Origin of the sequence: Methylohalobius crimeensis 10Ki (assembly GCF_000421465.1) — a bacterium.
GTDB classification, from domain to species: domain Bacteria; phylum Pseudomonadota; class Gammaproteobacteria; order Methylococcales; family Methylothermaceae; genus Methylohalobius; species Methylohalobius crimeensis.
This window is the reverse complement of record NZ_ATXB01000001.1, coordinates 2,717,048-2,740,566: the sequence shown is the minus strand read 5'-3', so window position 1 is coordinate 2,740,566 and position 23,519 is coordinate 2,717,048. Positions and strand designations below refer to the sequence as shown.

Annotated in this window: 22 protein-coding genes; 7 read left to right on the top strand and 15 right to left on the bottom strand. The window is 57.8% G+C overall.

Annotated features, from left to right (window positions below):
* Positions 1–59: 59 nt before the first annotated feature.
* Complete coding sequence (locus H035_RS0113445) at positions 60–365, bottom strand: hypothetical protein (RefSeq protein ID WP_022949488.1); 306 nt, start codon at positions 363–365, stop codon at positions 60–62.
* Positions 366–457: 92 nt separating this feature from the next.
* The gene (gene gvpA, locus H035_RS0113440) at positions 458–706 is read right to left on the bottom strand and encodes a gas vesicle structural protein GvpA (protein WP_022949487.1); all 249 of its coding nucleotides are present in this window, start codon (positions 704–706) and stop codon (positions 458–460) included.
* A 630-nt stretch (positions 707–1,336) separates the two neighbouring features.
* Here gvpA and H035_RS0113435 point away from each other — a divergent pair.
* From H035_RS0113435 to H035_RS21445, 6 genes are all read left to right on the top strand, one after another.
* Complete coding sequence (locus tag H035_RS0113435) at positions 1,337–2,722, top strand: sigma-54-dependent transcriptional regulator (protein ID WP_022949486.1); 1,386 nt, start codon at positions 1,337–1,339, stop codon at positions 2,720–2,722.
* Between the two features lie 43 nt (positions 2,723–2,765).
* Positions 2,766–3,293, top strand: coding sequence for an Hsp20/alpha crystallin family protein (locus H035_RS0113430; RefSeq protein ID WP_022949485.1), 528 nt, complete (start codon positions 2,766–2,768; stop codon positions 3,291–3,293).
* Positions 3,290–5,431: a CDC48 family AAA ATPase gene (locus tag H035_RS0113425; RefSeq protein ID WP_022949484.1), complete on the top strand. Its 2,142-nt coding sequence runs from the start codon at positions 3,290–3,292 to the stop codon at positions 5,429–5,431. The genes H035_RS0113430 and H035_RS0113425 overlap by 4 nt, the downstream gene beginning before the upstream one ends.
* Complete coding sequence (locus H035_RS0113420; protein ID WP_022949483.1) at positions 5,431–6,219, top strand: GvpL/GvpF family gas vesicle protein; 789 nt, start codon at positions 5,431–5,433, stop codon at positions 6,217–6,219. The genes H035_RS0113425 and H035_RS0113420 overlap by 1 nt, the downstream gene beginning before the upstream one ends.
* Positions 6,212–7,696, top strand: coding sequence for a PAS domain-containing sensor histidine kinase (locus H035_RS0113415; RefSeq protein WP_022949482.1), 1,485 nt, complete (start codon positions 6,212–6,214; stop codon positions 7,694–7,696). Before H035_RS0113420 ends, H035_RS0113415 begins: the two co-directional genes overlap by 8 nt.
* A gap of 129 nt (positions 7,697–7,825) precedes the next feature.
* A protein-coding gene (locus H035_RS21445; RefSeq protein WP_152486028.1) for an IS630 family transposase occupies positions 7,826–8,954 on the top strand; the annotation gives its coding sequence in 2 pieces (ribosomal slippage) (positions 7,826–8,259 and positions 8,258–8,954; 1,131 coding nt in all).
* Between the two features lie 13 nt (positions 8,955–8,967).
* Here the strand turns inward: H035_RS21445 and H035_RS19755 are convergent.
* The 7 genes from H035_RS19755 to H035_RS0113370 all read right to left on the bottom strand — a co-directional run bounded on the left by H035_RS19755 (position 8,968) and on the right by H035_RS0113370 (position 15,545).
* Entirely contained in the window at positions 8,968–9,345 is a 378-nt protein-coding gene (locus H035_RS19755) for a response regulator (protein WP_022949481.1), read from the bottom strand.
* A 52-nt stretch (positions 9,346–9,397) separates the two neighbouring features.
* Complete coding sequence (locus H035_RS20900; protein WP_022949480.1) at positions 9,398–11,689, bottom strand: PAS domain-containing sensor histidine kinase; 2,292 nt, start codon at positions 11,687–11,689, stop codon at positions 9,398–9,400.
* Between the two features lie 87 nt (positions 11,690–11,776).
* A complete protein-coding gene (locus H035_RS20895) occupies positions 11,777–12,538 on the bottom strand; it encodes a response regulator (protein WP_022949479.1) in 762 nt (253 codons plus the stop codon).
* Between the two features lie 872 nt (positions 12,539–13,410).
* On the bottom strand, positions 13,411–13,608 hold the full coding sequence (locus tag H035_RS0113385) for a type II toxin-antitoxin system RelE/ParE family toxin (protein WP_200861550.1): 198 nt from the start codon (positions 13,606–13,608) through the stop codon (positions 13,411–13,413).
* Between the two features lie 7 nt (positions 13,609–13,615).
* Positions 13,616–14,431: a PhzF family phenazine biosynthesis protein gene (locus tag H035_RS0113380; RefSeq protein ID WP_022949477.1), complete on the bottom strand. Its 816-nt coding sequence runs from the start codon at positions 14,429–14,431 to the stop codon at positions 13,616–13,618.
* A gap of 155 nt (positions 14,432–14,586) precedes the next feature.
* Positions 14,587–14,913 (bottom strand): hypothetical protein, encoded by a 327-nt coding sequence (locus H035_RS0113375; protein ID WP_022949476.1) that lies wholly within the window; start codon positions 14,911–14,913, stop codon positions 14,587–14,589.
* A 164-nt stretch (positions 14,914–15,077) separates the two neighbouring features.
* Positions 15,078–15,545 (bottom strand): DUF3047 domain-containing protein, encoded by a 468-nt coding sequence (locus H035_RS0113370; RefSeq protein ID WP_022949475.1) that lies wholly within the window; start codon positions 15,543–15,545, stop codon positions 15,078–15,080.
* Between the two features lie 89 nt (positions 15,546–15,634).
* Here H035_RS0113370 and H035_RS0113365 point away from each other — a divergent pair, with 89 nt between their 5' ends.
* Complete coding sequence (locus tag H035_RS0113365) at positions 15,635–16,291, top strand: pyridoxamine 5'-phosphate oxidase family protein (RefSeq protein ID WP_022949474.1); 657 nt, start codon at positions 15,635–15,637, stop codon at positions 16,289–16,291.
* Between the two features lie 107 nt (positions 16,292–16,398).
* Here H035_RS0113365 and H035_RS0113360 read toward each other — a convergent pair whose 3' ends face one another.
* The 6 genes from H035_RS0113360 to H035_RS0113335 form a co-directional block, all read right to left on the bottom strand.
* Positions 16,399–16,764, bottom strand: a complete 366-nt coding sequence (locus H035_RS0113360) for a hypothetical protein (RefSeq protein ID WP_022949473.1) — start codon at positions 16,762–16,764, stop codon at positions 16,399–16,401.
* A 16-nt stretch (positions 16,765–16,780) separates the two neighbouring features.
* A complete protein-coding gene (locus tag H035_RS0113355) occupies positions 16,781–18,073 on the bottom strand; it encodes a hypothetical protein (RefSeq protein ID WP_022949472.1) in 1,293 nt (430 codons plus the stop codon).
* A 273-nt stretch (positions 18,074–18,346) separates the two neighbouring features.
* Positions 18,347–19,387, bottom strand: coding sequence for a M14 family metallopeptidase (locus tag H035_RS0113350; protein WP_022949471.1), 1,041 nt, complete (start codon positions 19,385–19,387; stop codon positions 18,347–18,349).
* A complete protein-coding gene (locus H035_RS0113345) occupies positions 19,375–20,793 on the bottom strand; it encodes a glutamate--cysteine ligase family protein (RefSeq protein ID WP_022949470.1) in 1,419 nt (472 codons plus the stop codon). The genes H035_RS0113350 and H035_RS0113345 overlap by 13 nt, the downstream gene beginning before the upstream one ends.
* Before the next feature lie 9 nt (positions 20,794–20,802).
* Complete coding sequence (locus H035_RS19740) at positions 20,803–21,660, bottom strand: PHP domain-containing protein (RefSeq protein ID WP_040575050.1); 858 nt, start codon at positions 21,658–21,660, stop codon at positions 20,803–20,805.
* Positions 21,661–21,662: 2 nt separating this feature from the next.
* A complete protein-coding gene (locus tag H035_RS0113335) occupies positions 21,663–23,519 on the bottom strand; it encodes an ABC transporter ATP-binding protein (RefSeq protein ID WP_022949468.1) in 1,857 nt (618 codons plus the stop codon).

The following is a 23,519-nucleotide window of genomic DNA, read 5'->3' as shown; positions in this document are numbered from 1 at the left end:
GATATGGACCCTGATAATCCTAAGTTTCCGCCGGATGGCGGCCATCCCTGGCGACCGGGTCATTGCTCCCGCCAGGCCCGGCTGGCACCATTCAAATCGTCGGCGGTTGTGCGCAGCATATCCGTGACGTGGCTGCGCAGATCATTGACTTGGCGGGTCAAATCCGTGATGAATGCTTCACGTTCCCGACGGCCGCTTGCGGCCATATTTTCGTGTGCCTGACGGAAGGCCGTCCGGAAATCGATCGTATCGTGCCTTAAGGTTTCTATCGCCTGGGTCAGTTCCCGTTGCAGGATATGCCTGTTTTCATAAAGACCATTGATTTCGCCCCGCAAGCGGGTCATATCATCGGTAAGCTTGCCCATAACATTTCTCCTTCGGAAAAATCGAAGCGATGGCTTGCCCATCGAAAAGTCTCTGGACAAGCCATCGTGCAAGGTGTGAACGAGTTTGGCTATCAGGCCGGTGCCGCCGCGCTGGCGGTCAGTCCGATCGCTTCGGCATACTTCAAATAAGACTCGACCGAAGCAACCACCACACGGGCCTCCACGGACAGCAGCTCAATGCCGACCAAGGAAACTTTCGCCCAGACATCGACCACGACCCCTTTGTCGAGGATGCGGTCGACGACTTCAGCCAAGCTTGAAGAGTCGGTGGATTTTTGGATTTTTGCCATCGTCATTTCTCCTTCAAAATAATGGGTCATTTTTCGATGAATCCGGCCACAGGCCGAATCGATATCAGATAAAGCATGTTTTGTGCCAGAGGGTAATTATATAGTTAACTATGTGATTTCTCTGGCAATTCACTTACTAGAATTTTCGCGTCGAGCCGTATTGGAAGAAACCGTTTCCATACTTTTATGGAATAGATTCCATCGATACTTTTCTTTGCATAGATATCTGGCATGGTCAATGGTTATCTGTAACTCAGATCGACCATTTCCGAATGGCAAAGCTTTCAAAATGGAACCGTTATCAGCGAAGTTGGCAGTCATTTATCCGATTCTTCTTGAAAGCAATTTTTTAAAAATTGCTTTCAAAAAATGAATGAATTTGGTGATCTCGGCTTTTCGAGGATTCAAATTTTCTCTATTCTTGTCTTCAAGATGCTTTTAGCAGGGGAGAAAAATAATAATTTAGAATCGATCAACCGAAAATACGTATTCTTAGTTTGAAATGGGTCACGCCGATTGTTTTCCGAATTCTGTTTCAGAGATAAGGTGGGAAGATGGAAATAGGGGGTCGCTCGGGTTTGCCTTCGCAATACGCAGGTTAACCGTTTTTTTATCATGTCGGAGGAAGTTAAATCCAACAATTGAGAGGCAGGGCTGAGCATGACTTCGAACAGACTGAAAGGAACGATCCTGATTGTGGACGACGAGCCAGCCATTTGCACCATGTTGGCCCATCTTGTCAGCAAGGCGGGACTGCACCCTCGAATAGCATATGCGGGTGAGGACGCTCTCCACTCTTTGCAGATTAAGCCGCCGGATTTGTTATTGTTGGATTACCGCCTGCCAGACATAACAGGGGAAGAAGTTTTACAGGAAGCACGGGCAAGACTCCCCCATCTCCCAGTTATCGTGATCACCGCCTATGCCGATATCGGCACGGCGGTGGCTTCCATGCGGGCCGGCGCGGTGGATTATCTCGCCAAGCCCTTCGATCACAAACACTTGCTGGCTATTATTCGCGCCAATCTCCCGGAACCCGAAACGGCGATGCCGTTGCATGGAGCAACGACCGTCCGGACTCGAATCGAAGAAACCATGGGTCGAAGTTCGGCGGTTCGGCGACTAACCAACGACGTGGTTCAGGTGGCGGGCTCAAACTTCAACGTCCTGGTCATCGGGGAGACGGGAACGGGCAAGGAATTGGTGTCGAGGGCGATACATGATGCCAGCCCGCGTTATGGGGAACCGTTCGTTCCGGTGGATTGCGGAGCGCTCCCCGAAAGCCTGGTGGAAAGCGAGTTGTTCGGGCATGAAAAGGGGGCTTTTACCGGGGCGTGCGTCCGCAAGCCCGGTAAATTCGAGCAGGCCAACGGGGGTACCTTATTTCTCGACGAGATCTCGAATATGGCGGCTTCCGCTCAGGCGAAACTGCTGCGGGCGATCCAGGATCGCATCGTATATCGCGTTGGAGGGACGCATGCCTTGCCCGTGGATGTCCGTATCGTCGCGGCATCGAATATGGATTTGGCAAGCCTGATGGAGCAAGGGAGTTTTCGCAGCGATCTTTTTTTCCGGCTGAGCGAGTTCACCGTCTACGTTCCGCTGTTACGCGAACGGTGCGACGACATTTCTTTTCTTGTTCAACGTTTCGTGCGCGAGGCGAATGCCGAGCTCGACAAGGAAATACGCGGTACGACTTCCGAAGCGATCGAACGTCTGATCGGCTATTCCTGGCCCGGAAACGTCCGCCAGTTGCGCAACGTCATTAGGCGCGCGGCACTGCTTGCTGAAGACCGGATTGAAGTCAATCATATCGATTTTTTTTCCTCTCCCGACCGAATTGAAGATACGGCGGTTTCGAGTCTCGAGCAGGAAAATATTCCACTTCGCGAACTTGTCCGCCGGAACGTCGTTGTGGTCGAGAAAAAGGCACTCAAGTTGACCTTGCGCAAGACCGGAGGGAACAAACTCCAGGCGGCACGAATGTTGTCCATCGACTATAAGACCCTGCTCAACAAGGTCAAGGAATATGGAATCGAATGTTAGCGTATCGAGTGAGAATTTCCATTAACCACCAGTGAGAAAAATCATGAGCAAACGAAAAGATAAAGGCGATACGGAAAATCCGGCGGGAGAAGGAATACTGCACGGGTTGACCACCTTGATCGATAAACTCAACGAATTGGCCAAAACCGGCAAGGAATTGAGGGAAAGCGGCGAATTCGGCGGCGGCGAAGGCGAGCGAAAATGGCGCGGCGTCTACGGGGTCAGGGTTCGGAATCTCGGAGACGAGACCCCCGGCATCGAACCGTTCGGCAATCTGCATCGACAACAAGGCCAGGACTATATGGTAACGCCGGAAGTATTAGAGCCGCTGGTAGATATATTCGAGGAAGCCGATTACACCCTGGTGGTTGCGGAGGTACCGGGGGTGAGCCTGGAGGACGTGCGCGTGGAAATCGAAGACGACATTCTCACGCTTGAGGCCGCCAACGATCAGAAAAAGTACCGCAAAGAGGTGCTGCTTCCCCGACCTTATTCCGCCGAGCAACTGAAAGTCAGCTGTAACAACGGCATTCTGGAAATCCGATGTCTGAAATCGGGGGAGAGCCAATGAATAATCCAGGCAGCCCCGCCTTTCCCCGCTTCAAGGTGGCAGAGGCGCTGCCCAAAGACGTGGGGCGCGCCATCGCACGGCTCGACCCGCAAGATATCGACGCGCTCGGAATCAGTATCGGGGACTTCGTGGAAGTGCGGGGAAAACGCGCCACCGTCTGCCGGGTCATGCCCGCCTATAAGGAAATGCGGGGGCAGGCACGGATTCAATTGGACGGCTTGAGCCGGGCCAACGCCGCGGCCGGGTTGGACGAGTATGTGAGTTTGCGGCGCCTGGATTGCCCCCTGGCGGAACGAGTGGTCATCGCGCCGGTCAATCTCGCTCTGAAGGAAGGCGACCTGGAGTATATCGCGGGTCTGCTGGATGGGCTGCCGGTCGTGGAAGGCGATCGCATTCGGGTCAATCTGTTCGGCAGCCGCAGTGCCGAATTTACGGTGTCGAACACGATCCCCAGGAGACCGGTGTTGATCGGGCCGCCCACGCAGTTGATTTTGGAAGGCAGGGAAAAGGAAGCGAAGCAGGCGGTGGCGCAACGCCTTTCCTATGAAGACATCGGCGGACTCAAGCCGCAATTGCAACGTATTCGCGAGATGATCGAGCTGCCTTTGCGCTATCCCGAGGTATTCGAGCGACTGGGCATCGGGGCGCCTAAGGGGGTATTGCTGTACGGTCCTCCCGGTTGCGGCAAAACGCTCATTGCGCGGGCGATTGCGCATGAGACGGAGGCGAATTTCTTCGCCGTCAGCGGGCCGGAGGTCATTCACAAATTCTATGGCGAAAGCGAGGCGCATCTCAGGAAGATTTTCCAGGAAGCGGCTAAGCACAGCCCCGGCATCATTTTCCTCGATGAAATCGACGCCATTGCTCCCAAGCGGGAGCAGGTGGTCGGCGAGGTGGAAAAACGGGTGGTCGCCCAGTTGCTAGCCCTGATGGATGGCCTCAAGCAACGCTCGAACGTGATCGTCATCGCCGCCACCAACCTTCCCAACGCCATCGACCCGGCGCTGCGGCGGCCGGGGCGCTTCGACCGCGAAATCGCGATTCCCATCCCCGACAGTCACGGCCGCCTGGAAATTCTGGAAATCTACAGCCGGGGCATGCCGCTGGCCAGGGATGTGGATTTGGAGCACTTGGCGGAAATTACCCATGGGTATGTCGGTGCGGATTTGGAAGCGCTTTGCCGCGAAGCGGCCATGCTCTGCCTGCGCGGTACGATTCAAACCATCGATTTCGGTGCGACGGTGATCCCCTACGAGCAGTTGAGCCAGCTTGAGATCTGTATGGAGCATTTCATGGCGGCCTTGCGGGAGGTGGAGCCGTCGGCGGTTCGGGAGGTGTTCGTGGACAGGCCCGGGACGCGCTGGCGGGATGTGGGGGGGCTGGATACCGTCAAGGAGCGTTTGATAGAGGCGGTCGTCTGGCCGTTGAAATACACCCGGGTTTTCGAGCAGGCGGGAACCCGTCCTCCCAAGGGGATTTTGCTCGCCGGTCCACCGGGCTGCGGCAAGACCTTGTTGGCGAAGGCGCTCGCCAATGAAAGCGGGGTCAATTTCATTTCCGTCAAGGGACCTGAACTGCTTTCCAAGTTCATCGGAGAATCGGAACGCGGGGTACGGGAAGTCTTTCGCAAGGCCAAACAGGCTGCTCCCTGCATCGTTTTTTTCGACGAGATCGACGCCCTGCTTCCGGTACGCGATGCGGGGGGAATCGATGCGGGGGTGGCCGAGCGCGTGCTCAGCCAGTTTCTGGCCGAATTCGACGGCGTCGAAGAGCTCAAGGGCGTCTTGATCCTGGGCGCGACCAATCGGATCGATATCCTCGATCCCGCGGTGGTGCGTCCCGGTCGATTCGACGAGATCATAGAGATTCCCCCGCCGTCGGAAAACGACCGCGCCGCCATCTTTCGCGTTCATCTGGCCGGAAAACCGGTGGCGAAAGAAGTGGACATCGAGTGTTTGATCGCCTGCAGTGCCGGATTCAGCGGGGCCCGAATCGCCGCGGTGTGCCAACGCGCCGCCTTGCGCGCCATCCGAAGGACAGTACGCAGCCTCGAATCCGGAGAGAAGGAACCCGCGGCGCTCTCGATCGGGGGGTCGGATTTGGATGTGGCTTTTACGGACGAGAAAACGGTGCACTGATGGAAAAAATCGCCCTTTATCTTTATTGCCTGACCCCGGCGAACAATCTCGATGTATTGAAGGAACTTGAATTGCCGAAGTTGTTGGGTCCGATATGCGGCGAGGAAGTGAACGGCGTTGGCGCAGTCGTATCTCCGGTGACCGATATGTCATCGTGGCAAGATGGCGCCCGCCTTAATTCACTGGACTGGGTCACACCCCGAGTTCTCCATCATGCCCGAGTGATCGAACGGTTCTGGCGTGAAGCGCCTGTGTATCCCAGCGGTTTCGGCACCCTGTTCAGTTCCCGCAACCGCTTGCGGTTGCTGATCGAGGGGCATAAAATGGTGTTGGAAGATTTTTTTGCAGCAACCGGCGGGATGGCGGAATGGGACATCAAAATCTTTTTCGATCCTCGCCATGCAGAGGAATGCTGGAAGGCGGAGCAGCTCCGGAAAAAAGCGGAGTTTTCCGGATTGCCGGCAGGCCGTCGTTACCTTGCCGAGCAGTATCTTCGGAAAGAATCCCAACAGGGAGCGGTAGCACGCCTGGAAACCCTGTCGCGACAATGGGCGGTGCGTTTGGCTCAGGAAGGAGAAGGGTTTCGAGAGCGTCCCCTTCCGCCGGCGCAAGAGTCGCGCCGCCAAGCGGTGGGGCATTGGGCCGTCCTCTGGCCTGAACGGGCATCCAACCTGGTGGACTTGATGGAACAGGCGGCCGCGGAGTTTCAATCGGTGGGGGCCGATTTGCAGTGGAGCGGGCCATGGCCTCCCTATAGTTTTCGGCCGGTTCTGGAAACAGATGGTTGATCTGGAGAGGGCAAAATGCGACGAAAGCGCGTCGCACGAGCAAAACGCCAAGTGGTACGCGATGCTCTTCAATGCCATCCCTTCGTCGGTGCTGGTGATCAACCGGGACTTTCGCATCGTCTCCGCCAACCGCAACTTTTTCGAGAAAAACCGCTGTTCGCCCAATATCACCCTGGGCTTTCGGTTAAGCGAGGTATTTCCTCCCGGAATTTTGGATTACACCAATATCACCACCCGGATTCGGCAGGCATTCACCGATCATCGCGTCAGCCTCGGCGAACGAATCAGTTACCGCACGCCGGGCCAGCCCAAACGTTATTACTACTATCGCGTCATCCCCTTCGTCTGGAACGGCGTGGTGGAAAGCGTCATGCTTCTCATGGACGATGTCACCGAGCCGGTCCTGTTGAGCGAGGAAGTCCGCAGGGTGGAACGCCATTTGGCGAGCGTCGTTGAAAGCGCCCACGATATCGTCCTGTCGGCTACGGTGGAAGGACGGATTTTGACTTGGAACAGCGCTGCGGAGCGCGTTTCCGGCCATCCATTCGAAGCGGTTCGGAACCGGAATTTCATCGAATATTGCATCGAGCAACATCGATCTCTCGTGGATAAAGCGTTTGAGGAAATCCGAACGAGGGGTGTCTCGCAAAGAGGGGAATGGCATGTTCTCGCCAAAAACGGGGTATCACTGCCGGTTTTCTGGGTTTGTTCGCCCATGTGCGAGGAGAGCAGCGGCAAAGTGACCGGGATCGTGGCTATGGGTCGGGATCTTTCCGAGTACCGCAAGCTGGAAATGCAGTTGATTCAGTCGCAGAAACTCGCAGCACTGGGGGTGATGGCGGCGGGGATCGCCCACGAAATCCGCAACCCCTTGGCCATTTGTTTTTCCGCGGCCCAATTTCTGGCCGAAGACGACGGTGATGAGAAATTTCACAAGGCATGCGTGGATAACATCAGAATCGCGGTCAAAGAAGCCTCGACGATCATCGAAAACGTATTGCGTTTTGCGCGACCTTCCGCTCACGACGACTTGATCTCCGTGGATGTGGTTCAGATCCTTGACGAAGCCGTCCAGTTGATCAGCAACCAAACCAGAAGCCGAAAGATCGAAATTATTTGCGAAACCCTTCGGGAAGGCGTCCGAGTGCGCGGAATCCCCACCCAGTTGCAGCAGGTGTTCATGAATCTTTTTGTCAATGCCATGAATGCGATGCCGGCAGGCGGATTCCTCAAGGTTCGGGTGTATCCGGAAGCGACCGAGGTTTGCATTCAGGTGGAAGATACTGGTTGTGGTATCACGGAAGCGGACATCGATAAAATTTTCGATCCTTTTTACACGACTTCGCCGGTGGGGACGGGTCTGGGATTGTCGATTTGTTATTCGATCGTGAAAGAGCACGGGGGCGTTATCGAGGTGCAGAGCGTGCTTGATAAGGGCACCACGTTTAACGTCCGGCTACCGCTATCCGCGGAGTAGATGCCTGCGATTGCAAGTTTCTGGACCACCGAGCCTGCGTATTAAAGCGCTCTAGTAGACCTTCAATTTAATATTGCCTAATGTTAATGTGCTTTCTCAATGTTATCCAGCAACATGCTGAGAAGGCGTATGAAGAAGAAATACATTGTCCGCCTGACGGCGGAGGAGCGCCAGAGCTTGGAAGCTTTGGTGCACAAAGGCAAAACGGCAGCCTATCGACGCATCCACGCGCAAATACTGCTGTGGGCCGATGAGGGCGATCAAGGCCCGGGCCTGCTGGACAGCGAAGTGGCTGAGACTGTCGGGGTCAACGCACGCACGGTGTCGCGGTTGCGTCAACGCTGTGTAGAGGAAGGCCTCGATGCGGCCTTGGAGCGCAAGCGGCGTATGCGGGAAAAGCGGCGCGTCCTCGACGGTGATGGCGAGGCGCAGTTGGTGGCGCTGATGTGCAGTGAGCCGCCACCGGGGCAATCGCGCTGGACGTTGCATCTGTTGAGCGATCGACTGGTTGAGTTGGGTGTTGTGGAGTCGATTTCGCACGAATCGGTAAGACGCGTTTTAAAAAAACGCCTTTAAACCGTGGCGGAAAGCGATGTGGTGTATTCCGCCCAAACAGAATGCCGCGTTTGTGTGCGCGATGGAGCGCGTCCTGGAGGTTTACAAGCGCCCCTTCGATCCGGACTATCCGGTGGTGTGCATGGACGAAACCAGCGTGCAATGTGTGAGGGAAGGGCGACCTCGCGTGCCGGGCAAGCCCGGGCAAATCGAGCGCTACGATGTGGAGTACGAGCGCAACGGTGTCGCCCACCTGATTCAGTTTTATGCCCCGTTTAGGGGGTGGAGACGGATAGAGGTCGCAGACAATCATGCGGCGCCGCAATGGGCAGAGGGGGTTCGGGCGTTGGTGGAGAAAGACTTTCCGGATGCCCGGCGTATTACCCTGGTCATGGATAACTTAAGCACACATACGGGAGCTTCTTTGTATAAAGCATTTGAGCCACAGGTCGCACGCGCTCTGCTGGATAAACTGGAATTTGTGTATACACCAAAGCATGGCAGTTGGTTGAATATGGCGGAATGCGAATTCAGCGTGTTGTCGCGACAATGTCTTGATCGGCGGCTACCGGATAGGAAAACCGTGCGCAGAGAGGTCGAAGCCTGGGCGACGGTACGCAACCAAGCTGCGGTGACCGTCGATTGGCGGTTTACGACTGAGGATGCCCGGATAAAGCTGAAACAGCTCTACCCGACAATATAAAATTGAAAGAGCACTAGGGTGCTTCCAGTAATCGGGTCACATATTCTATGGTGGCCATCAGTCTACGGATACCCACCGGCTTTTTGAGCAGGGTGCGGAACGGTTTTGTTTCCAGTCTTTCCAGTGAGGAATCGGATGTGTGGCCGGAGACCAAAATGAAGCCCCGCTCCGGTCCTTCCATTTCCGCCGCGAGCTTGGCCAACTCCAGGCCAGACAGCCCCGGCAGGCGCAGATCGGTCACCACGATCCGGATTTCAGGATGAGCCCGCAGCAGCGGAAGGGCCGCTTTGCCGTCGGTGCATGTGACGACCTCGAACCCTTGCCGGAGCAAGCCCTCGCTCCATTCCTCGAGCAATTCCGGCTCGTCGTCGGCGATCAAAATGTTTTTCATCAATATGGTCGGTTGTTCCGGGTTTGCCGGTACCCCCTGTTTGCCATGATGCTCAGGTGGTTTCCGCGATGGGTAATCGAATGTGAAACAGAGCGCCGTCAAAGGTGTTGCGAACGGTCATGGTTCCCCCCATTTGCTCGATGAAATTGAACGATAGCGACAGCCCCAACCCCATGCCCTTGCCGATCGGTTTGGTGGAAAAAAAGGGGTCGAAGGCGTGATGAAGCGCCGCATCGTCGAGCCCTCCCCCATTATCCGAGACCTCCACACGACATTGGGAGCCTTCGCGTACCACCGATACGGATATCCAGGGATCTGGCACCTGTCTCTCGAGCAATACATCACGTGCATTCACCAGTAAATTGATCAGGACTTGCTCGAAATTGAGGCGGTTGCCTGAAATTTGGATGGCCGATGCCTCCTTGGGAAAGGCGCAGCGAAGGTCGATGTTCGAAGCGCGCAGTTGACTCTCCAGCAGCTCCGCCACCCCCGCCACGGCTTCCGATAAGGGAAAGCAGTCCTTTTCCGCTTGTTCGTTGTGGCCACCCAGCCGCCGGACCTGGCGGACGATCCCCGCCGCCCGTTCGATTTGCTCGAAAATACGGGTGAGCTTGCGCCGGGCGTATTCGTTCGAAGGGTCGAGAGTCGACTCGAGGTTTTCGGCCGCTAGATAAATCACGTTCAGCGGTTGATTCAGCTCATGTGCGATCCCCGCGGCAATGAGACCTAAACTGCTCAAGCGGGCCGAGTGCGCCAATTGGGCCTGGGTTTGCTTGTGCTCGGTCACGTCCTGGCAGACCAGTACCGTTTTGATGGACTTATCGTCCGAGTTCGGAACCATTCGGGCGTTGGCCAGAACATGGGTGATTGCACCGCTCTTTTGGTTGCACCATCGGATTTCAAGATCCTTGATCGGCAATTCCAGGGACAACTTCTTGAGCGCTCTTTCCAGGCGTTGCGCATCTTCGCGGTGACACACTTCGATGGGGAAGGGGCGTCCCAGCGCTTCGCCTCGGGGGATGCCGGTCAAGCGTTCCGCGGCAGGATTCCATTCGCTGATCTTTTGGATGTGGTCGAAGGTGATGATCGCGCTGTCGACGGCGGCAAAGATCTGCCGCAAGCGCTCGGCGATCTTGCGCTGGGCGTCCAAGGCTTTGCGATTCTGTCGGTGAGCGGTCATCAAAGTGGCGTGGAGCAAACCGAATTCCATCACCAGAAAATTCGCGTTGTCGGTGTGGGAGTGGACGTTTTGCGGGGGGTGGATCGCTTCGGCCGTCAAGCACTCGAGCTCGCGGCTGACCCGGCGGTGAATCAGACCGCCGAGCATCAGGCCGGCCACCAAGCCGGCAAGCCCGGTCACTAGGCAGCGGATAGTGATTTCGCGCACCTGATCGACCGAAGGTTCGAGCGGTGATGCCAGCAGCAGCTTGTACTCGGGTTGCTCCGGCAAATGGGCGGCTAAGAAGAAATAACCGCTGCGCCATGCCAGCATTTTCGGCAAGCCGGGAGAGGCGGGGAGGATGACCCCACTGTCGCGTTCGGGGGTATAGTTCGCCAAGCGCCAGTCGGCTGGAATGCCGACTATTTTCCGACCTTGATACTCCAAGACCGCGTGCTGCCGGGAGGGGAGGATTTGGGCGAGTCTTTTCGCCAGTCTGGCGTGCTGCTCACCGGTCGATTCCGGGAGTGGCGTGGTTGGCAAGCGTCCTACCTGCTTGGAGAAATGATCGAGCCGGGTTTTCAGCATCGCTTGGGCGTGCTTGGATTGCAGTTCCAATACCACCCGGTTGAACCAAAAAATGCCCATCACGGTCGGTACCGAGGCGGCCACGACGAAGCCGGTCAATAAAAAGCGGCTGAAGGGTTGACGGCGGTCGGTATGGGTCTTGGGTCGGAAAAACAGATTGAGGTGCAACAACAGGGATGCAAAGCCGGCATTGATCATTCCGTTGACCGCTTGTTTGAGTACCTCCGTGGTGGTGTCCAACCACGGTATCTTCATCCCGTAGCGAAATAGCAGCGCGACCGGTACGATTGCCAGCAGCCAATAGATCAGGTCGATCACCACCAGATGCTGTTGGGGCAGACGCCGGTGCATGAGGGCGATAAAAAGCGTTTCGAGCGTGAAAATCGCCACGCCCGCTGGATGTCCCCATAGCCCGATGGTGTAAAGGCTGCCGATCAGGGAGATCGGGACCGCCCAACGACAGTTGCAACGTACCGCGGCGACAGTGGCGAAGACGCTGCCGAATACCAAGTCGATCCCGAACATCAGGGAAAGATGCAGCCAATAGCCGGCGATGGTCAGGGTGCCGAGGGCCACTATCTGGATGAAGGACGACATGGGCAAACTACTGGAAGCACTTAATAGATTTCATCAGTCAGGGAAGGCATTCGGCCTATGTCTCGATATCTCCTCACGCCGCTTTGCCTAACCGTATCCGAGCGATTCCGGTGTCACCGACGCCAGATATTCCCGCATCCGGGCATCGCCGTCGGCGGTCATGGCGATCACGGAACGGCGACGGTCGTTGCCGTCGCTCTGTTTGGTAACGAGACCGAGGGTTTCCAGGTCGGCGATATGCCGTAATGCGGTGGTGATCGAGATGCCTGCGCCCGCGGCCAGACTGGACGGATATTCGGGACGGCCTTGCTGGTGTGCGAAACCAACTTGCAACAGGATCTCCCAGGTCGCTCCGGAACAGACCGCGGAGGGAAAAAAACGAGAACGAAGAGAACGCTGGTGTTGCCATAAGCGAGCCGCATCCCGGAGCGCCCCTTCTTTTGTCGGCTTGGGATTGGCGGCACGGACGGGTGTCTCTCCCCATCCGTTTTCCACTCGTCGAAGCGCTTCGAGCATTTCGACCGATGAAAAAGGTTTGATGAGAAAATCCGCGGCGCTGGCCCGGATGGCGAGCACCAATGTTTCCATGGTCGCGTAGCCGCTCATCAAAATCACTGAAGGTCGCGGTGGCGGCCGTTGGGCGATGCTGCGCGCGAATGTCAGGCCGTCTTGCCCCGGGATTCGAACGTCGAGCAGCAGGATATCGATATTTTCCTTGTCGATGAGGCGTCTGGCGGAGGCTATCGATTGTTCCGCAAAGACTCGATAGCGATGATGTTCTAGGATCTCGCTGATGTCGCTGAGCAATTCCTGTTCGTCGTCCAGGACTAAAATTCGGGTATTAAGCATAAGCTTCGAGAGCCTGATGCAATCTGACGAACTTGAGTCGGGTGGAGGAAACGCGCTCTCGAGAAGTGGCTTGTCGAAGGCGGTTTTCGCCGTGGATGGCAAGGGGTATTAGGGGGTGGACGGAAATAGGTGGAAAATTCGCGCCATTCGGATTCGCCATATCGAGCAAGATCCGGCAACGGGCGTGCGGGTTTGCGTCGGCCCGGCGATCCAGGGTAGATTGCCGGGTTGCCGATAAAAGCGGCTTCAGCTTGTGTCGTGGCTGTCGCCCACACGTGTTTGAACATGACATTATCCTTCGGGTTCTTGATCCTTGCTCGATGGGTTCCATTGAAATCGCACGGGCGATGAACAAAATGGACTGGCTTTGAAACCTCCCGAATACCAAACTTGAAGTAAATTGAACCTAGTTCACGGAAAGTAAATCAACCCGAGATTAAAATAAAGATGAATGGATCTCATTTGTTAATTTTTTGGGAGTTTTCTTTCCTTGCGATCCACCACCTGCAATCGTTCGACTTTTCTTGCTTGATTGCAAGACCCTACTTACGGTTCCGCCACTTCTTGAATCGATACCTCTCTTTCTGGTCGGCATACGAGGCACTGCCACCGGCTCTGTGCGTTAGCTGGCTGACCGGAATTGTGCGTTCACGAACAGCATAGGTAACTGCGTCAAGTCTAACATTCCAACTGACGCCCCCTAGCTAGCGGCAGCAGGGGTAGGTCTTGCAATGCCGCAGATAACAAGCCTTGGCGAAGCAGGGAACATCCCTCCGCTCCCTCCTAAGCGCGCCAGTGTAGTGGTCTAATTAGAATTGGACGACTCGGACCGTCATCAGATGAAAGGAAACCCTGTTTAAGCGGGTATGGAATCAGCCGTTGAAGAAATCCAGAACATCCATGTTCTGATGCGGGATGCCGATAATGCCGATCCCGTCATCGCGCATGAGGTAAAAAATCAGATGGGCACCTTGCGGGAAACGATAATAGCCTTCCAGCATATCCGGCCGATGCTTGCCCAAATGCGGGTTTTGCGCCAGCCATGCAAAACGGTGGTCGAGATTACGCAAATACCGATCACGCTGCTCCCTGCCCCAGATGCGCCCGCAGCGCATCCAGCTCGATTGTCGCTTCCAGGAAGGTGACCGCCCGCCCGGAGAGGAGGACGCGCTGACCGCTTATTTGGCAATGCACGTCTCCCCCGCGCTTGGAAAGCTGCCTTGCCGCCAGGCTGTGTTTGTTGAGTCGGGAGGACCAATAAGGGGCGAGTTCACAGTGCGCCGACCCGGTGACGGGGTCTTCCGGAATGCCGTACTTGGGCGCAAAAAAACGGCTGACAAAATCAGCATGTTGTCCCGGTGCGGTGACGACAACCCCTCTTAGATCCAGCTCAGTCAACGTGGTCATGCTCGGAGCGATGGCACGAATGGCGGCTTCATTCTCGAATACCGCGATATAGTCGTCGGCCGACAACACTTCGAGGGGCGTTGCCTTCAACCCTTCAAGCAGCTTGGACGGGGGCGGACACGGCCTTGGCGGGACGCTGGGAAAATTCATTACCATCCGTTCGTCTTCCCGTTCGACCGTGAGCTCTCCGCTCCGGGTGTCAAAGGTCACCGATTTTCCGGTGTGGCCGAGATGGTTGAACAGGACGTGGGCCGAAGCCAAGGTGGCATGTCCGCAAAGGGCCACCTCTCTAATGGGGGTGAACCAGCGAAGCCGAAATCCTTGTTGGCCGGGAACGAAAAAAGCCGTCTCGGCAAGGTTGTTTTCCTCGGCAATGGCTTGCAATATCCGGTCTTCCAGCCAGTGATCAAGCGGGCAGACGGCGGCCGGATTGCCCTCGAAAACCCGGTTGGCAAAGGCATCGACTTGGTATTGCTGGATTCTCATTGGAAAAAACCGCTTCAAATTTCGGAGTTCCGGTAGTGTAAGGCAAAATCTCACCCACTTTATATCTTGAAAAGTGCGGCGTGTGGCTGTATCTCAACCACTTTGCCTGAACCAGTCCCTTGTTGGCCGTTCAGGTCTTTGCGTTGTCCAACAGTTCATTGAACTCCAGGACATTGCCGTCCGGATTGCGAATGAAGAGCGTCCGGCGTCGCATCGGCGATCCGCGCCTGGGGCGAGACGTCGAGACCGGCAACGAGTCTACGGATATAGGAACGCAACTCGGATTTATGCTGCTCGATCACTGCTTGGATCTCGCCGCCGAGCGTCGGCGATTCGGACATCATATTGAGAAAGGCGCATCCCCGGTATCCCGAGGCAGGTAGCCAGTCGGCGAGAAAATCGAACAAGAGAAAACAAGGAGAAATCACATGAAAGTCTGACGCGTCCTTACATCGATAGTCGCCGAGTGCTTCGTGGACCATATCGACATATTCGGCGAAGCCTTCTTATCCTCGCTGAATGTGGCCAAGGGATCCGCGGAAGATGAAATGCTCGCATAGAAGAGATGGAATTGCGCTCTTGTCATGAGCTGTTCTACAGCACTTCGTAAAAATCTTCGCACTTGATCTTTTTTTTTGCACGCTCATCATCTGACCTGGATCGTGCGCTTCCCCTGGAGAAAGGCGATATCGTCATATTGGCATTTGCCTTCGGTTCGCTGGAAGAGGCTGACGGCGATGAGCCAGACCCGCACGATATTCTCTGGCATCGGACCGCCGATCGCATCAACATAGTCTTGATACACATCCCGCGCCTCATCGATCCACTCGCCCAGTCCTTGCTCCCCCGATCGAACGACCACACGCGTTTCCCGGGCGTTCCAGGTGGGAATCGGGCATCGATACACGGTGCCGACGGGCAGTTCCGCGCTCCAATAGTAGGTGATGTCCTGGCTGTCGAATTTCACGTCGATGCCGGTATCGAACCAGGACGCCCGGTCCGAGGCAAGGTCGAAAAAGGCGTAATCCTGGAGGGTCCCTTCCGGCATTCCGTCGAGCAATGCCTGGAGGCGCGATTTGAATTCGGGAGCTTCAAGCAAAACGGTGTCATTCATCGTCTCTCTCCGGTGGCTGGTATTTGTCCTAACATGGAAATCACCCCTGGAATCTGCTAATTTCGCTTTTCCGGCAAAAGGGAGCGACCATGAGCGAGATATACGGCGAGCAGCAGCGTGCGATGCAGGCGGCGTTCGAGACGGAAGCGTTGGCCGACCGTCTGAACGAGGTCATCGTGGCTTCGGAAATTTCCGATCCACATAAAGCGTTTATCGAAGGCCGCGACATGTTCTTTCTGACGACCGTCGACCATCGCGGTTGCCCCACCTGTTCCTACAAGGGCGGCGAGCCGGGGTTCGTGCGGGTGGTGGACCGAAAAACCTTGGCGTTCCCGAGCTTCAACGGCAACGGCATGTTTCTCTCCCTGGGGAACATGGGTGCCCACGATAAGATCGGCATGCTGTTCATCGATTTCGAAACGCCCCAGCGGGTGCGGGTACACGGCAGGGCGACCGTCAGCGATCACGATCCTTTGATACGGGAAATCCCGGGCGCCGAGCTGCTGGTGAGGGTGACCGTCGATGAGATTTTCGTTAACTGCCCGCGCTATATCCACCGATACCGGAAGATCGCTGCTTCCCGCTACGTCCCGAAGGCCGATTGCCCCGCGCCCCCACCGCAATGGAAGCGCATCGACGGGCTTCAGGATGCCTTGCCCGAATGCGACAAGAAAATCGCGACCTCGCTGGGCGGCGAAATCACGCCTGAGGAATATGAGGAGATGATCCAGCAAGGGGAGGCTTGAAAGAGTCTCTCCGGCTCAGAATGGACAAGTGATTTCCCCGTAAAGGGCGATTCGGAAAACCGCTTCCATTCGGTTCAACGTTCAGAAAAGACCGCTATCGGCCAGAGTCATTCCCTCGGTCGATGGGGCCATTCGACGAGGAGTATTCGGTCCCGTGGCAGATAGCCATGTGCGAAAGCCGCCCCCACTCGAATCCCCCCATGGGGAAACAACATCAACATGAGCGATCGGGGCGGGGGAAAATAGCGTCCGCTTGAAAGGGCGCGGTGCTGCAGTTCGCCGTATTGCCTGGCAAACCAGGTGCGCAGGCTCGACAAATAAAGTCGAGTCCCGTAGCGCCAGCAATGATTTCGCGCCAGCGGCAAGGCCAAGTCAATCTGCACGCCGCCTTCCGGCGCGGCCGGCAGAATCTCGAATAACTCATCTCCAATGTCCCGATGGTGGACGGCGAGCGCATGCGCAACTCGGCTCATCAGTCCACGGAGCCGCTTAACCGGCACGCGGCATGCCGTATCCGAGCGCCCCATGCGTGCCGCGGCGGTGCGCCCCCTGAATTCGGTAGTTAAAAAGAAACGCGAACGGACCCGACAAACCGGTCTCGGGCGAGCCGACCATTTCGGCACCGACCCAGCGGCCGTCGCCTTCGTCCGTTACCGTAAGCGTTTCGACCGGGACGATGCGCCAAGGTCCGACGGGATAGGCTACTTCCGCCAGCATGGGTTCGTGGTGACGGAATACCCGTCTGACCTGGCCGGCGCCGTATTCGGGATGGCGTACCCAGGCTTGTTCTGTCACTTTGCCGGCCGGCAACGCCGGCGGCGCGGGCCAATCGATCGCGGGCGCCCGGGCGGACAGGTCGGCGTGCAAGGCGTGAAGAAAATGCGCCAGAGACGTCAGGCTTCCTTCACGCCCGCTACGCCAGCCCTTATCCAGGGAATCCCGGCTGGATCGGCGCAAGTCGGGATGACGGCTCATGAAATTGTCCATGTGAAACGACCACAACCGGTCGCCGCCAAGAAAGTCGTCGAGCACGTCCGCGCATCTATCGCCCAAAGTCTCATGCCGCGATTCGCTCCCTTCCTGCCAATCCAGAAAGTCCAACGGCCAGGGTTTTCGGCCGTGTTCGCACCGCCAAGCCGATAATGCGGCATGAAGCGCATTCCACGCCCAGCGACGCAGGAGCCTGTGATGCGCCGGGTCGTCGTCGAGCAGGCTGAGGGGCAGGCGGGCGGGCGCAAAGGCAAGCGCCAGGCGCCACCAGAAAAGGGATTCGCGAGCGTCGTTGTCTTCGGGCAATGCCCCCAAGTCCGCTTGCCAATCGATCCAGTCGCCCGGGCGGACAAAATCCATCCGGCGAGTGGCCGACCAGGCTTCGCTCAGGCGTGCCCGCAAGCGGGTAAACCAATCGAAGCGCGGCGGGAGAATTCCCGCTGTTTGAATTGGATCGCCTGATCCCCAGGCCGAGAGCCAGAAGGTGTGTATGCGCAGTCTCACTTCGCCGGTTTTCTCTCCCGGAAGGGCCGTCAGTTCCACCTCGGCGAGCATATCGCACACCATCAATGGAAACCGGCATGTCACCGGCAGCCGCTTTGCATCGATCGCGGCAAGCCATGCCCACAACCGTTCCGGCGGACATTCCCAATCGTTCAAGGCAAACCGAACCGGGCCGATGGCGACGGACAAATCCGTTTCGCGCCGATCGGTTTCGACCGCCGGCGAGGTCGAGACCCATCTCCTGAAATTGTCCTCGAACGACAGTGAAAGGCGATTCGGTTCCGTCATGGAGGATGTGTGCTCTCCCAGCCCGGTTGACTCAAGCGTGATCGCATTCACAGAAAAATCAAAGCAACTTCCATATCCTCCCCCAAATTTTCCAAACGTCATGAGTGATTGGCGCTTTTGGCGGTTAAACCAATAAAGAAAGAGGGCTGGGAGGGGACTCGTCTACCTAACTTGGATGGGCGCGAAAACGTGCGCTCCAGGTTAACGGCGATGTTAGGCAATAGAGGAGGGAATCTGACCCCGAATATTTCGATGGAATGTGTCTCAAACGGGTTATCGGTCACTCGTAGAAAATATTGAAGTTGGATTAAGCCGCTCCATCAGATATCCCAGGCAGTCCTGGCGAATGATGCGTTCGTCCCGACTCAGCATGGAAGGCATGACCATGCGATTGAGGAGCAGTTTCCCGCCCTCCACGGTGAAATAACGTTCGCTGACCTCGTTGCCGTCTTCGTCGATGGCGATGACCGGCAAGTTTTCCGTATGCACCTCGCTCCAGACGATACCCGCGGGCAATTCGGTGAAATTGAGGTGATCCAGATCTTCCCGAAAGACGACATCGGCTTCCCGGTCGTGGAAGCTGCAGCGAATGCCTTCGCGAAGTTTCACTTGCGCGACGGTATGGAACAGATCGATGGCGTGGGTGGCCGGGGCGGTATCCGGAATGCCCGCCAGATGCAGACAAGTATCGATGAAATCGAAGGCGTGATCGATGCCGTTGTCCTGGCCGGGACGACCGCACTCCAGGGTCACCGCCGGACCAAGCCGAGCGAAGGCCATCGACTGGACGCCGGCGGGACGGAGGAAATACACCACCAGGCGACCGAACAGGGAGGCCAGGTTGAGAAAGCGCCGATCCAGGTGGTTGATGCAAGCGTAGTGAGGATTGCGGCCGGTATTGTTGTGGACGTCGATGCTGGCGAACACCTGCCGCTCGGCCATGGTTTCCCATACTTGCCGCATCAGCCGGACTTCCGGGCAATCAGGATGATCGGTACCGGGCCAGACCCGGTTGTAGTCCGGTTGTCCGTCGAGCCGTCGCATGTCTGAGCGGGCGGCCGAGATGTTGCCGATGAAAATGCTCAAGGCGCGAGGCAGGGGGTGAGTTCGGTACTTTTTCAATAGGCGCTGGATCGCCGCAAGGCCGGTGACTTCGTTGCCGTGCAGGAGGACGGAAACGAACAGAGGACGGGGGTCCTTGCCTTGCAGGTGAAGCAGGGTGGGGCCGGGCAATAATTCGTGCAGATGCCCGGCGGAGATGTCCACCAGGCCATCGGGGACGTGGTCGAGTTGATGCAGGGTCAAAGGGGCCATGTATGAACCGGTTGATCTTGGCGTTGAAGGTTGAGATAGGTCTGGGTCATGGCGGTGAAATCCAGGCCATGGGCGGCCACGAAGCCGCGTTGCCACTGACTGCCGTTTTGACCGGTCAAAGTCCGCTGGCGTACCAGATCCAGGTAATACTCGCTGTCGCGGCGGTGGATGCCCAGTTGCTGCAAGCCTTCCCGGGCGCGCGGTATGAGTTCGTCCAGAAGCAGCTGGCGCAGTGCCCAACGGCGCTGGGCGCTCCAGACGATGTGGGCGGCTAAGCCGTGGATGGCGGCCAGATAGAAATTGTCGCGTGCCTGGGCGAAGGAAACGGGGGCCGGTTCCAGGCTCAGGCTTTGAGCGAGGCCGTAATAGAGGGCGGCATTGGCGGTCATGTCCACGAGGGTGGGGCCGGCGGGACAAACCCGGTGTTCGATCCGGAAATGGGGGGTACCGTCCCTGTCAAAACCCACCAGCGGCCGGTTCCAACGCCAGATGGTGCCGTTGTGAAAGCACAGATGGGCAAAGCGTTGGCTCGGTTCGTCGAACCGGATAGGGAGCAGGATGGGAAAGTGTTCCAGGTTTTCCCGAAATACCTCGCTCAGCGAGCGGCGCGCGTAATCCGAGCCGTAACCGACCCGGCGCAGCGGCCCATAGGTGGTGGCGCCGAAACCGCCGATGCCGATCGCCTGTTCGAACAGAGGGATACGGGTTTCCGCCCACAAATCCTTGCCGAAGAGATAGGGGGAGTTGGCGCCCACCGCCACGGTGGCGGCCGAGGCCAGGATGGAAGCGTTGTACAGGGCCACCGCCTGATCCTGGGGGACTTGCAGATGGATTTGGAACGAGGTGGCGCCGGCCTCCAACATCACGTCGTCGTGGAGGCATTCCAGATGTTCGCGCCCGGTGATTTCCAGGTGCAGCGGTTTGTCCCGGTGCTTCAGGATTCGTTCGTTGAGGGCTCGATAGCGGTTGAGATTGGACATGTTGTCCAGGGTCAAATCGCTTTGCCGGAGGGTGGGTAAGGTGCCGATCATCAATAAGCGAACGCCGATATCGGCGGCGGTGGCGTCGGCGCGCCGCCAAATTTCGGTCAGGTCGTGATGGAAGCGCCGAAGGGCGTCTTCTCGCAGAGGTCGGGGGGGATTGTTGAGCTCGACGTTGAATTTGGCCAGCTCGGGCGAGGCCAGCGAATCGGGAAGGCGGGCCATAAAGCGTTGGTTGGCCGGCACCGGGCGCATATCGTCGTCCACCAGCCAGGCTTCGATCTCGAAACCGGCGACCGGGGGATGAGAGGACAGGCGCGACCGGCTTTCCAGTTCCTCCAAACGCCGGGTGTCCGCTTCCAGCTGCGCTTGGAAGCGCGCCTCATCGGCGGGGGTGAAATCGACCCCTTGGATCTCCTGGCCCATGGCGCACCTTCAAGCGTTCGCCGCCGCGTGGGTGGGGGCGAACGCCTCCCATACCGGCGTTATTCCGGGAGGGAGGGGGGGCAAGCGCCCCAGATCGATCCAGGGAAACGCCGGGTCGTGGAAATCCGAACCCACCGAACCCAGCAGCCGGTAGCGGCGGGCGTAGTCGGCGGCGGTTTCGATCTGCGCCGTTGTGCTGTTGCCGCATACCACTTCGATTCCTTGCCCGCCGTGGCTTTGGAAGGCGGTCAGAAAGCGCCGCAACCAGCTGGCGGTCAGCCGGTAACGTAGGGGATGGGCGAGGACGGCCACGCCCCCGGCGGTGGAAATCCAATCCAGGGCGGCCTCCAGCTCGGCCCAGCGGGTGTTGACGTAGCCGGGTTTGCCATGTACCAGGTAATGACCGAATACGTCCGACACGGTTTCGGCAAAACCTTGTGCCACCAGGAAGCGGGCAAAATGGGTGCGGGTGATCATGCCCTCGCCGGCCATGGTCCGGACCGCCTCGAGTGCGCCTGGAATCCCGTGTTTGGCCAACCGGGCCGCCATCCGCTCGGCGCGTTCGATCCGTATACGCTGCAATTGGCCGAGTCCCCTGCGCAACGGTTCGGATTCCGGATCCACGTAGAGACCGAGGACGTGGAAGCATTTGCTTTCCCAGGTGACCGAGATTTCCACCCCGGGAACGAGTTCGATGTCGAATGCGTCGGCCGTGGCTTGGGCCTCATCGATTCCCGCGACGGTATCGTGGTCGGTCAGCGCCAGATGGCGGACGCCGTTTCCGGCGGCGCGGCGGACCAGTTCCCGGGGCGTCAAGGCGCCGTCGGAGGCGCTGGAGTGGCAGTGAAAGTCATAGATGGAAATCAAAATCAAGCCTGCTGATATTCGCCGTAGAGTTTGGCATAGAGACCATTATAAGCCAGGAGATGTTCGTGTTCCCCCTGTTCGCAGATCCGGCCGTCTTCGAAGACATAGACCCGATCCGCCTGTCTGACCGCGCTTAGGCGATGAGCGACGATAATGGTGGTGCGCTGTTTGAGGAATTCGCTCAAAGCCTGATGGAGGCGTTGTTCGGTGTCCGTATCGAGGGCGGAGGTGGCCTCGTCCAGAATCACCACTTTGGGGTCGCTCAAGATCATCCGGGCGATGGCCAGGCGTTGGCGCTGCCCTCCCGACAGGCGGATGCCGGCCCGACCGACCACCGTGTCCAACCCCTCGGGCAGGGACGCGACCGTATCTTGCAACTGGGCGATGCTCAGAGCGCGCCAGAGATCCTTGTCGGCATGGAGGCGGCCCAAGGTGAGATTGGCGCGAATGGAATCGTTGAGCAGGACGGGGTGCTGCAGTACCGTCACCACGTGTTCGCGCACCACGTCCATGCCGATGTCGGTGACCGGGACGCGGTCGTAGTAGACCATTCCCCGGCTGGGAAGATAAAGTCCGATCAGTACCTGGATCAGAGTCGATTTGCCACCGCCGCTGGCGCCCACCAAGGCGACTTTTTCCCCTGGGCGAATGTGGAGGCCGACCCCTTGCAGGACGTCCGGGCCGCTGCCGTAGGAAAAATGCAGATCTTCCACCGTCACGCCCACGGTGCGCTTGCTCCGAAACGGATTGATCCGGTGGGGGTAACGAGGTTCCTGCTTCAGAACCAGGAGGCGATTGATGCGGGTCAGGGCGGCCTGGGCGCTGTAGAAAGCGTATTGGATGCCGAGCAATTCCTGGACCGGGGACATCATGAACCACAAATAACCGAAGACCGCCAGCATTTGCCCGATGGTCAGATCGGAGAATACCACCATCAGCATGGCGGTGGCGCGGAACAAGTCCACGCCGTGAAGGAACACCACGAAACTGAGACGGTTCAGGCTATCGCTTTTCCAGGCGTAATTGGCGGCATGGGTTTTGACGTTCCGGGCCCGCTCGGTCAGGCGGCCGAAATAGAAGTGTTCGCGATTGCCGGCGCGAATCTGCTGGATCGCGTCCAGGGTTTCGGTCAGCGCCTGTTGGAAGGCCTCCAGGGCGGTGTTTTCCTGTTTCTTGAACCGTTTGACCTTGCCTCCCAGGGCCTTGGTGAAGTAGATCACCACCGGATTCAGGCAGAGGATGAACAGCGCCAGGGGCCAGTGAATCCAGAGCAGGATGGCGGCCGTCCCGATAATGGTCAGCGAAGCGATCAGGGAACGGCTGATGGTGGTGCCCAGGAAATGATCCAGGGTGTCCAGGTCGGTGACCAGGTGGGTGACCACGGTGCCGCTCCCCAGGGTTTCGTATTCGGCCATGGAAACCCTTTCCAGCCGCCGGATCAGGTCGGTCCGCAAACGGTAGATGACATGCTTGGAAATTTCGGTGAATTGCCGCGTCTGCCAGACGTTGAATATCAAGGCGGTCAGGCGCAGCAGAAAGGAGACGCCCAGGATCACCGCGATGTACCATACCGCCCCCTGCCAGGCCGGGGGAAGCCAGTGATCGGGGAGCCAACGATCGATGAAGGCAGTCACCGGACCGGCGTGGTCGAGCAGGACTTCGTCCACCAAGGTGGGGATCAATAGAGGCACCGGCACCGCCGCCAAGGCCGCCAGCAGGGCGATTGCCTGGGCGCCGAGCAGTTTGCCCTTGTGATGCAGGGCCATGCGGATCAGCGTGCGCCACTGAAAGGAGTGCGGCGCCGGTTCGCGCTGTTCGGGTGGAAAATCGTGGCGTGGCGGGGAACAGGTATCGGTCAT

What these genes read in the sequence shown, in the direction of transcription:
- H035_RS0113430 (WP_022949485.1), top strand. Translation starts at nt 2,766, where the DNA reads ATGAGCAAACGAAAAGATAAAGGCGATACGGAAAATCCGGCGGGAGAA.
- H035_RS0113350 (WP_022949471.1), bottom strand. Translation starts at nt 19,387, where the DNA reads ATGGCCCCTTTGACCCTGCATCAACTCGACCACGTCCCCGATGGCCTG.
- H035_RS20895 (WP_022949479.1), bottom strand. Translation starts at nt 12,538, where the DNA reads ATGCTTAATACCCGAATTTTAGTCCTGGACGACGAACAGGAATTGCTC.
- H035_RS0113420 (WP_022949483.1), top strand. Translation starts at nt 5,431, where the DNA reads ATGGAAAAAATCGCCCTTTATCTTTATTGCCTGACCCCGGCGAACAAT.
- H035_RS0113355 (WP_022949472.1), bottom strand. Translation starts at nt 18,073, where the DNA reads ATGACGGAACCGAATCGCCTTTCACTGTCGTTCGAGGACAATTTCAGG.
- H035_RS0113435 (WP_022949486.1), top strand. Translation starts at nt 1,337, where the DNA reads ATGACTTCGAACAGACTGAAAGGAACGATCCTGATTGTGGACGACGAG.
- H035_RS0113365 (WP_022949474.1), top strand. Translation starts at nt 15,635, where the DNA reads ATGAGCGAGATATACGGCGAGCAGCAGCGTGCGATGCAGGCGGCGTTC.
- gvpA (WP_022949487.1), bottom strand. Translation starts at nt 706, where the DNA reads ATGACCCATTATTTTGAAGGAGAAATGACGATGGCAAAAATCCAAAAA.
- H035_RS19755 (WP_022949481.1), bottom strand. Translation starts at nt 9,345, where the DNA reads ATGAAAAACATTTTGATCGCCGACGACGAGCCGGAATTGCTCGAGGAA.
- H035_RS0113380 (WP_022949477.1), bottom strand. Translation starts at nt 14,431, where the DNA reads ATGAGAATCCAGCAATACCAAGTCGATGCCTTTGCCAACCGGGTTTTC.
- H035_RS0113445 (WP_022949488.1), bottom strand. Translation starts at nt 365, where the DNA reads ATGGGCAAGCTTACCGATGATATGACCCGCTTGCGGGGCGAAATCAAT.
- H035_RS0113335 (WP_022949468.1), bottom strand. Translation starts at nt 23,519, where the DNA reads ATGACCGATACCTGTTCCCCGCCACGCCACGATTTTCCACCCGAACAG.
- H035_RS0113425 (WP_022949484.1), top strand. Translation starts at nt 3,290, where the DNA reads ATGAATAATCCAGGCAGCCCCGCCTTTCCCCGCTTCAAGGTGGCAGAG.
- H035_RS0113415 (WP_022949482.1), top strand. Translation starts at nt 6,212, where the DNA reads ATGGTTGATCTGGAGAGGGCAAAATGCGACGAAAGCGCGTCGCACGAG.
- H035_RS0113375 (WP_022949476.1), bottom strand. Translation starts at nt 14,913, where the DNA reads ATGGTCCACGAAGCACTCGGCGACTATCGATGTAAGGACGCGTCAGAC.
- H035_RS0113345 (WP_022949470.1), bottom strand. Translation starts at nt 20,793, where the DNA reads ATGGGCCAGGAGATCCAAGGGGTCGATTTCACCCCCGCCGATGAGGCG.
- H035_RS20900 (WP_022949480.1), bottom strand. Translation starts at nt 11,689, where the DNA reads ATGTCGTCCTTCATCCAGATAGTGGCCCTCGGCACCCTGACCATCGCC.
- H035_RS0113370 (WP_022949475.1), bottom strand. Translation starts at nt 15,545, where the DNA reads ATGAATGACACCGTTTTGCTTGAAGCTCCCGAATTCAAATCGCGCCTC.
- H035_RS0113360 (WP_022949473.1), bottom strand. Translation starts at nt 16,764, where the DNA reads ATGAGCCGAGTTGCGCATGCGCTCGCCGTCCACCATCGGGACATTGGA.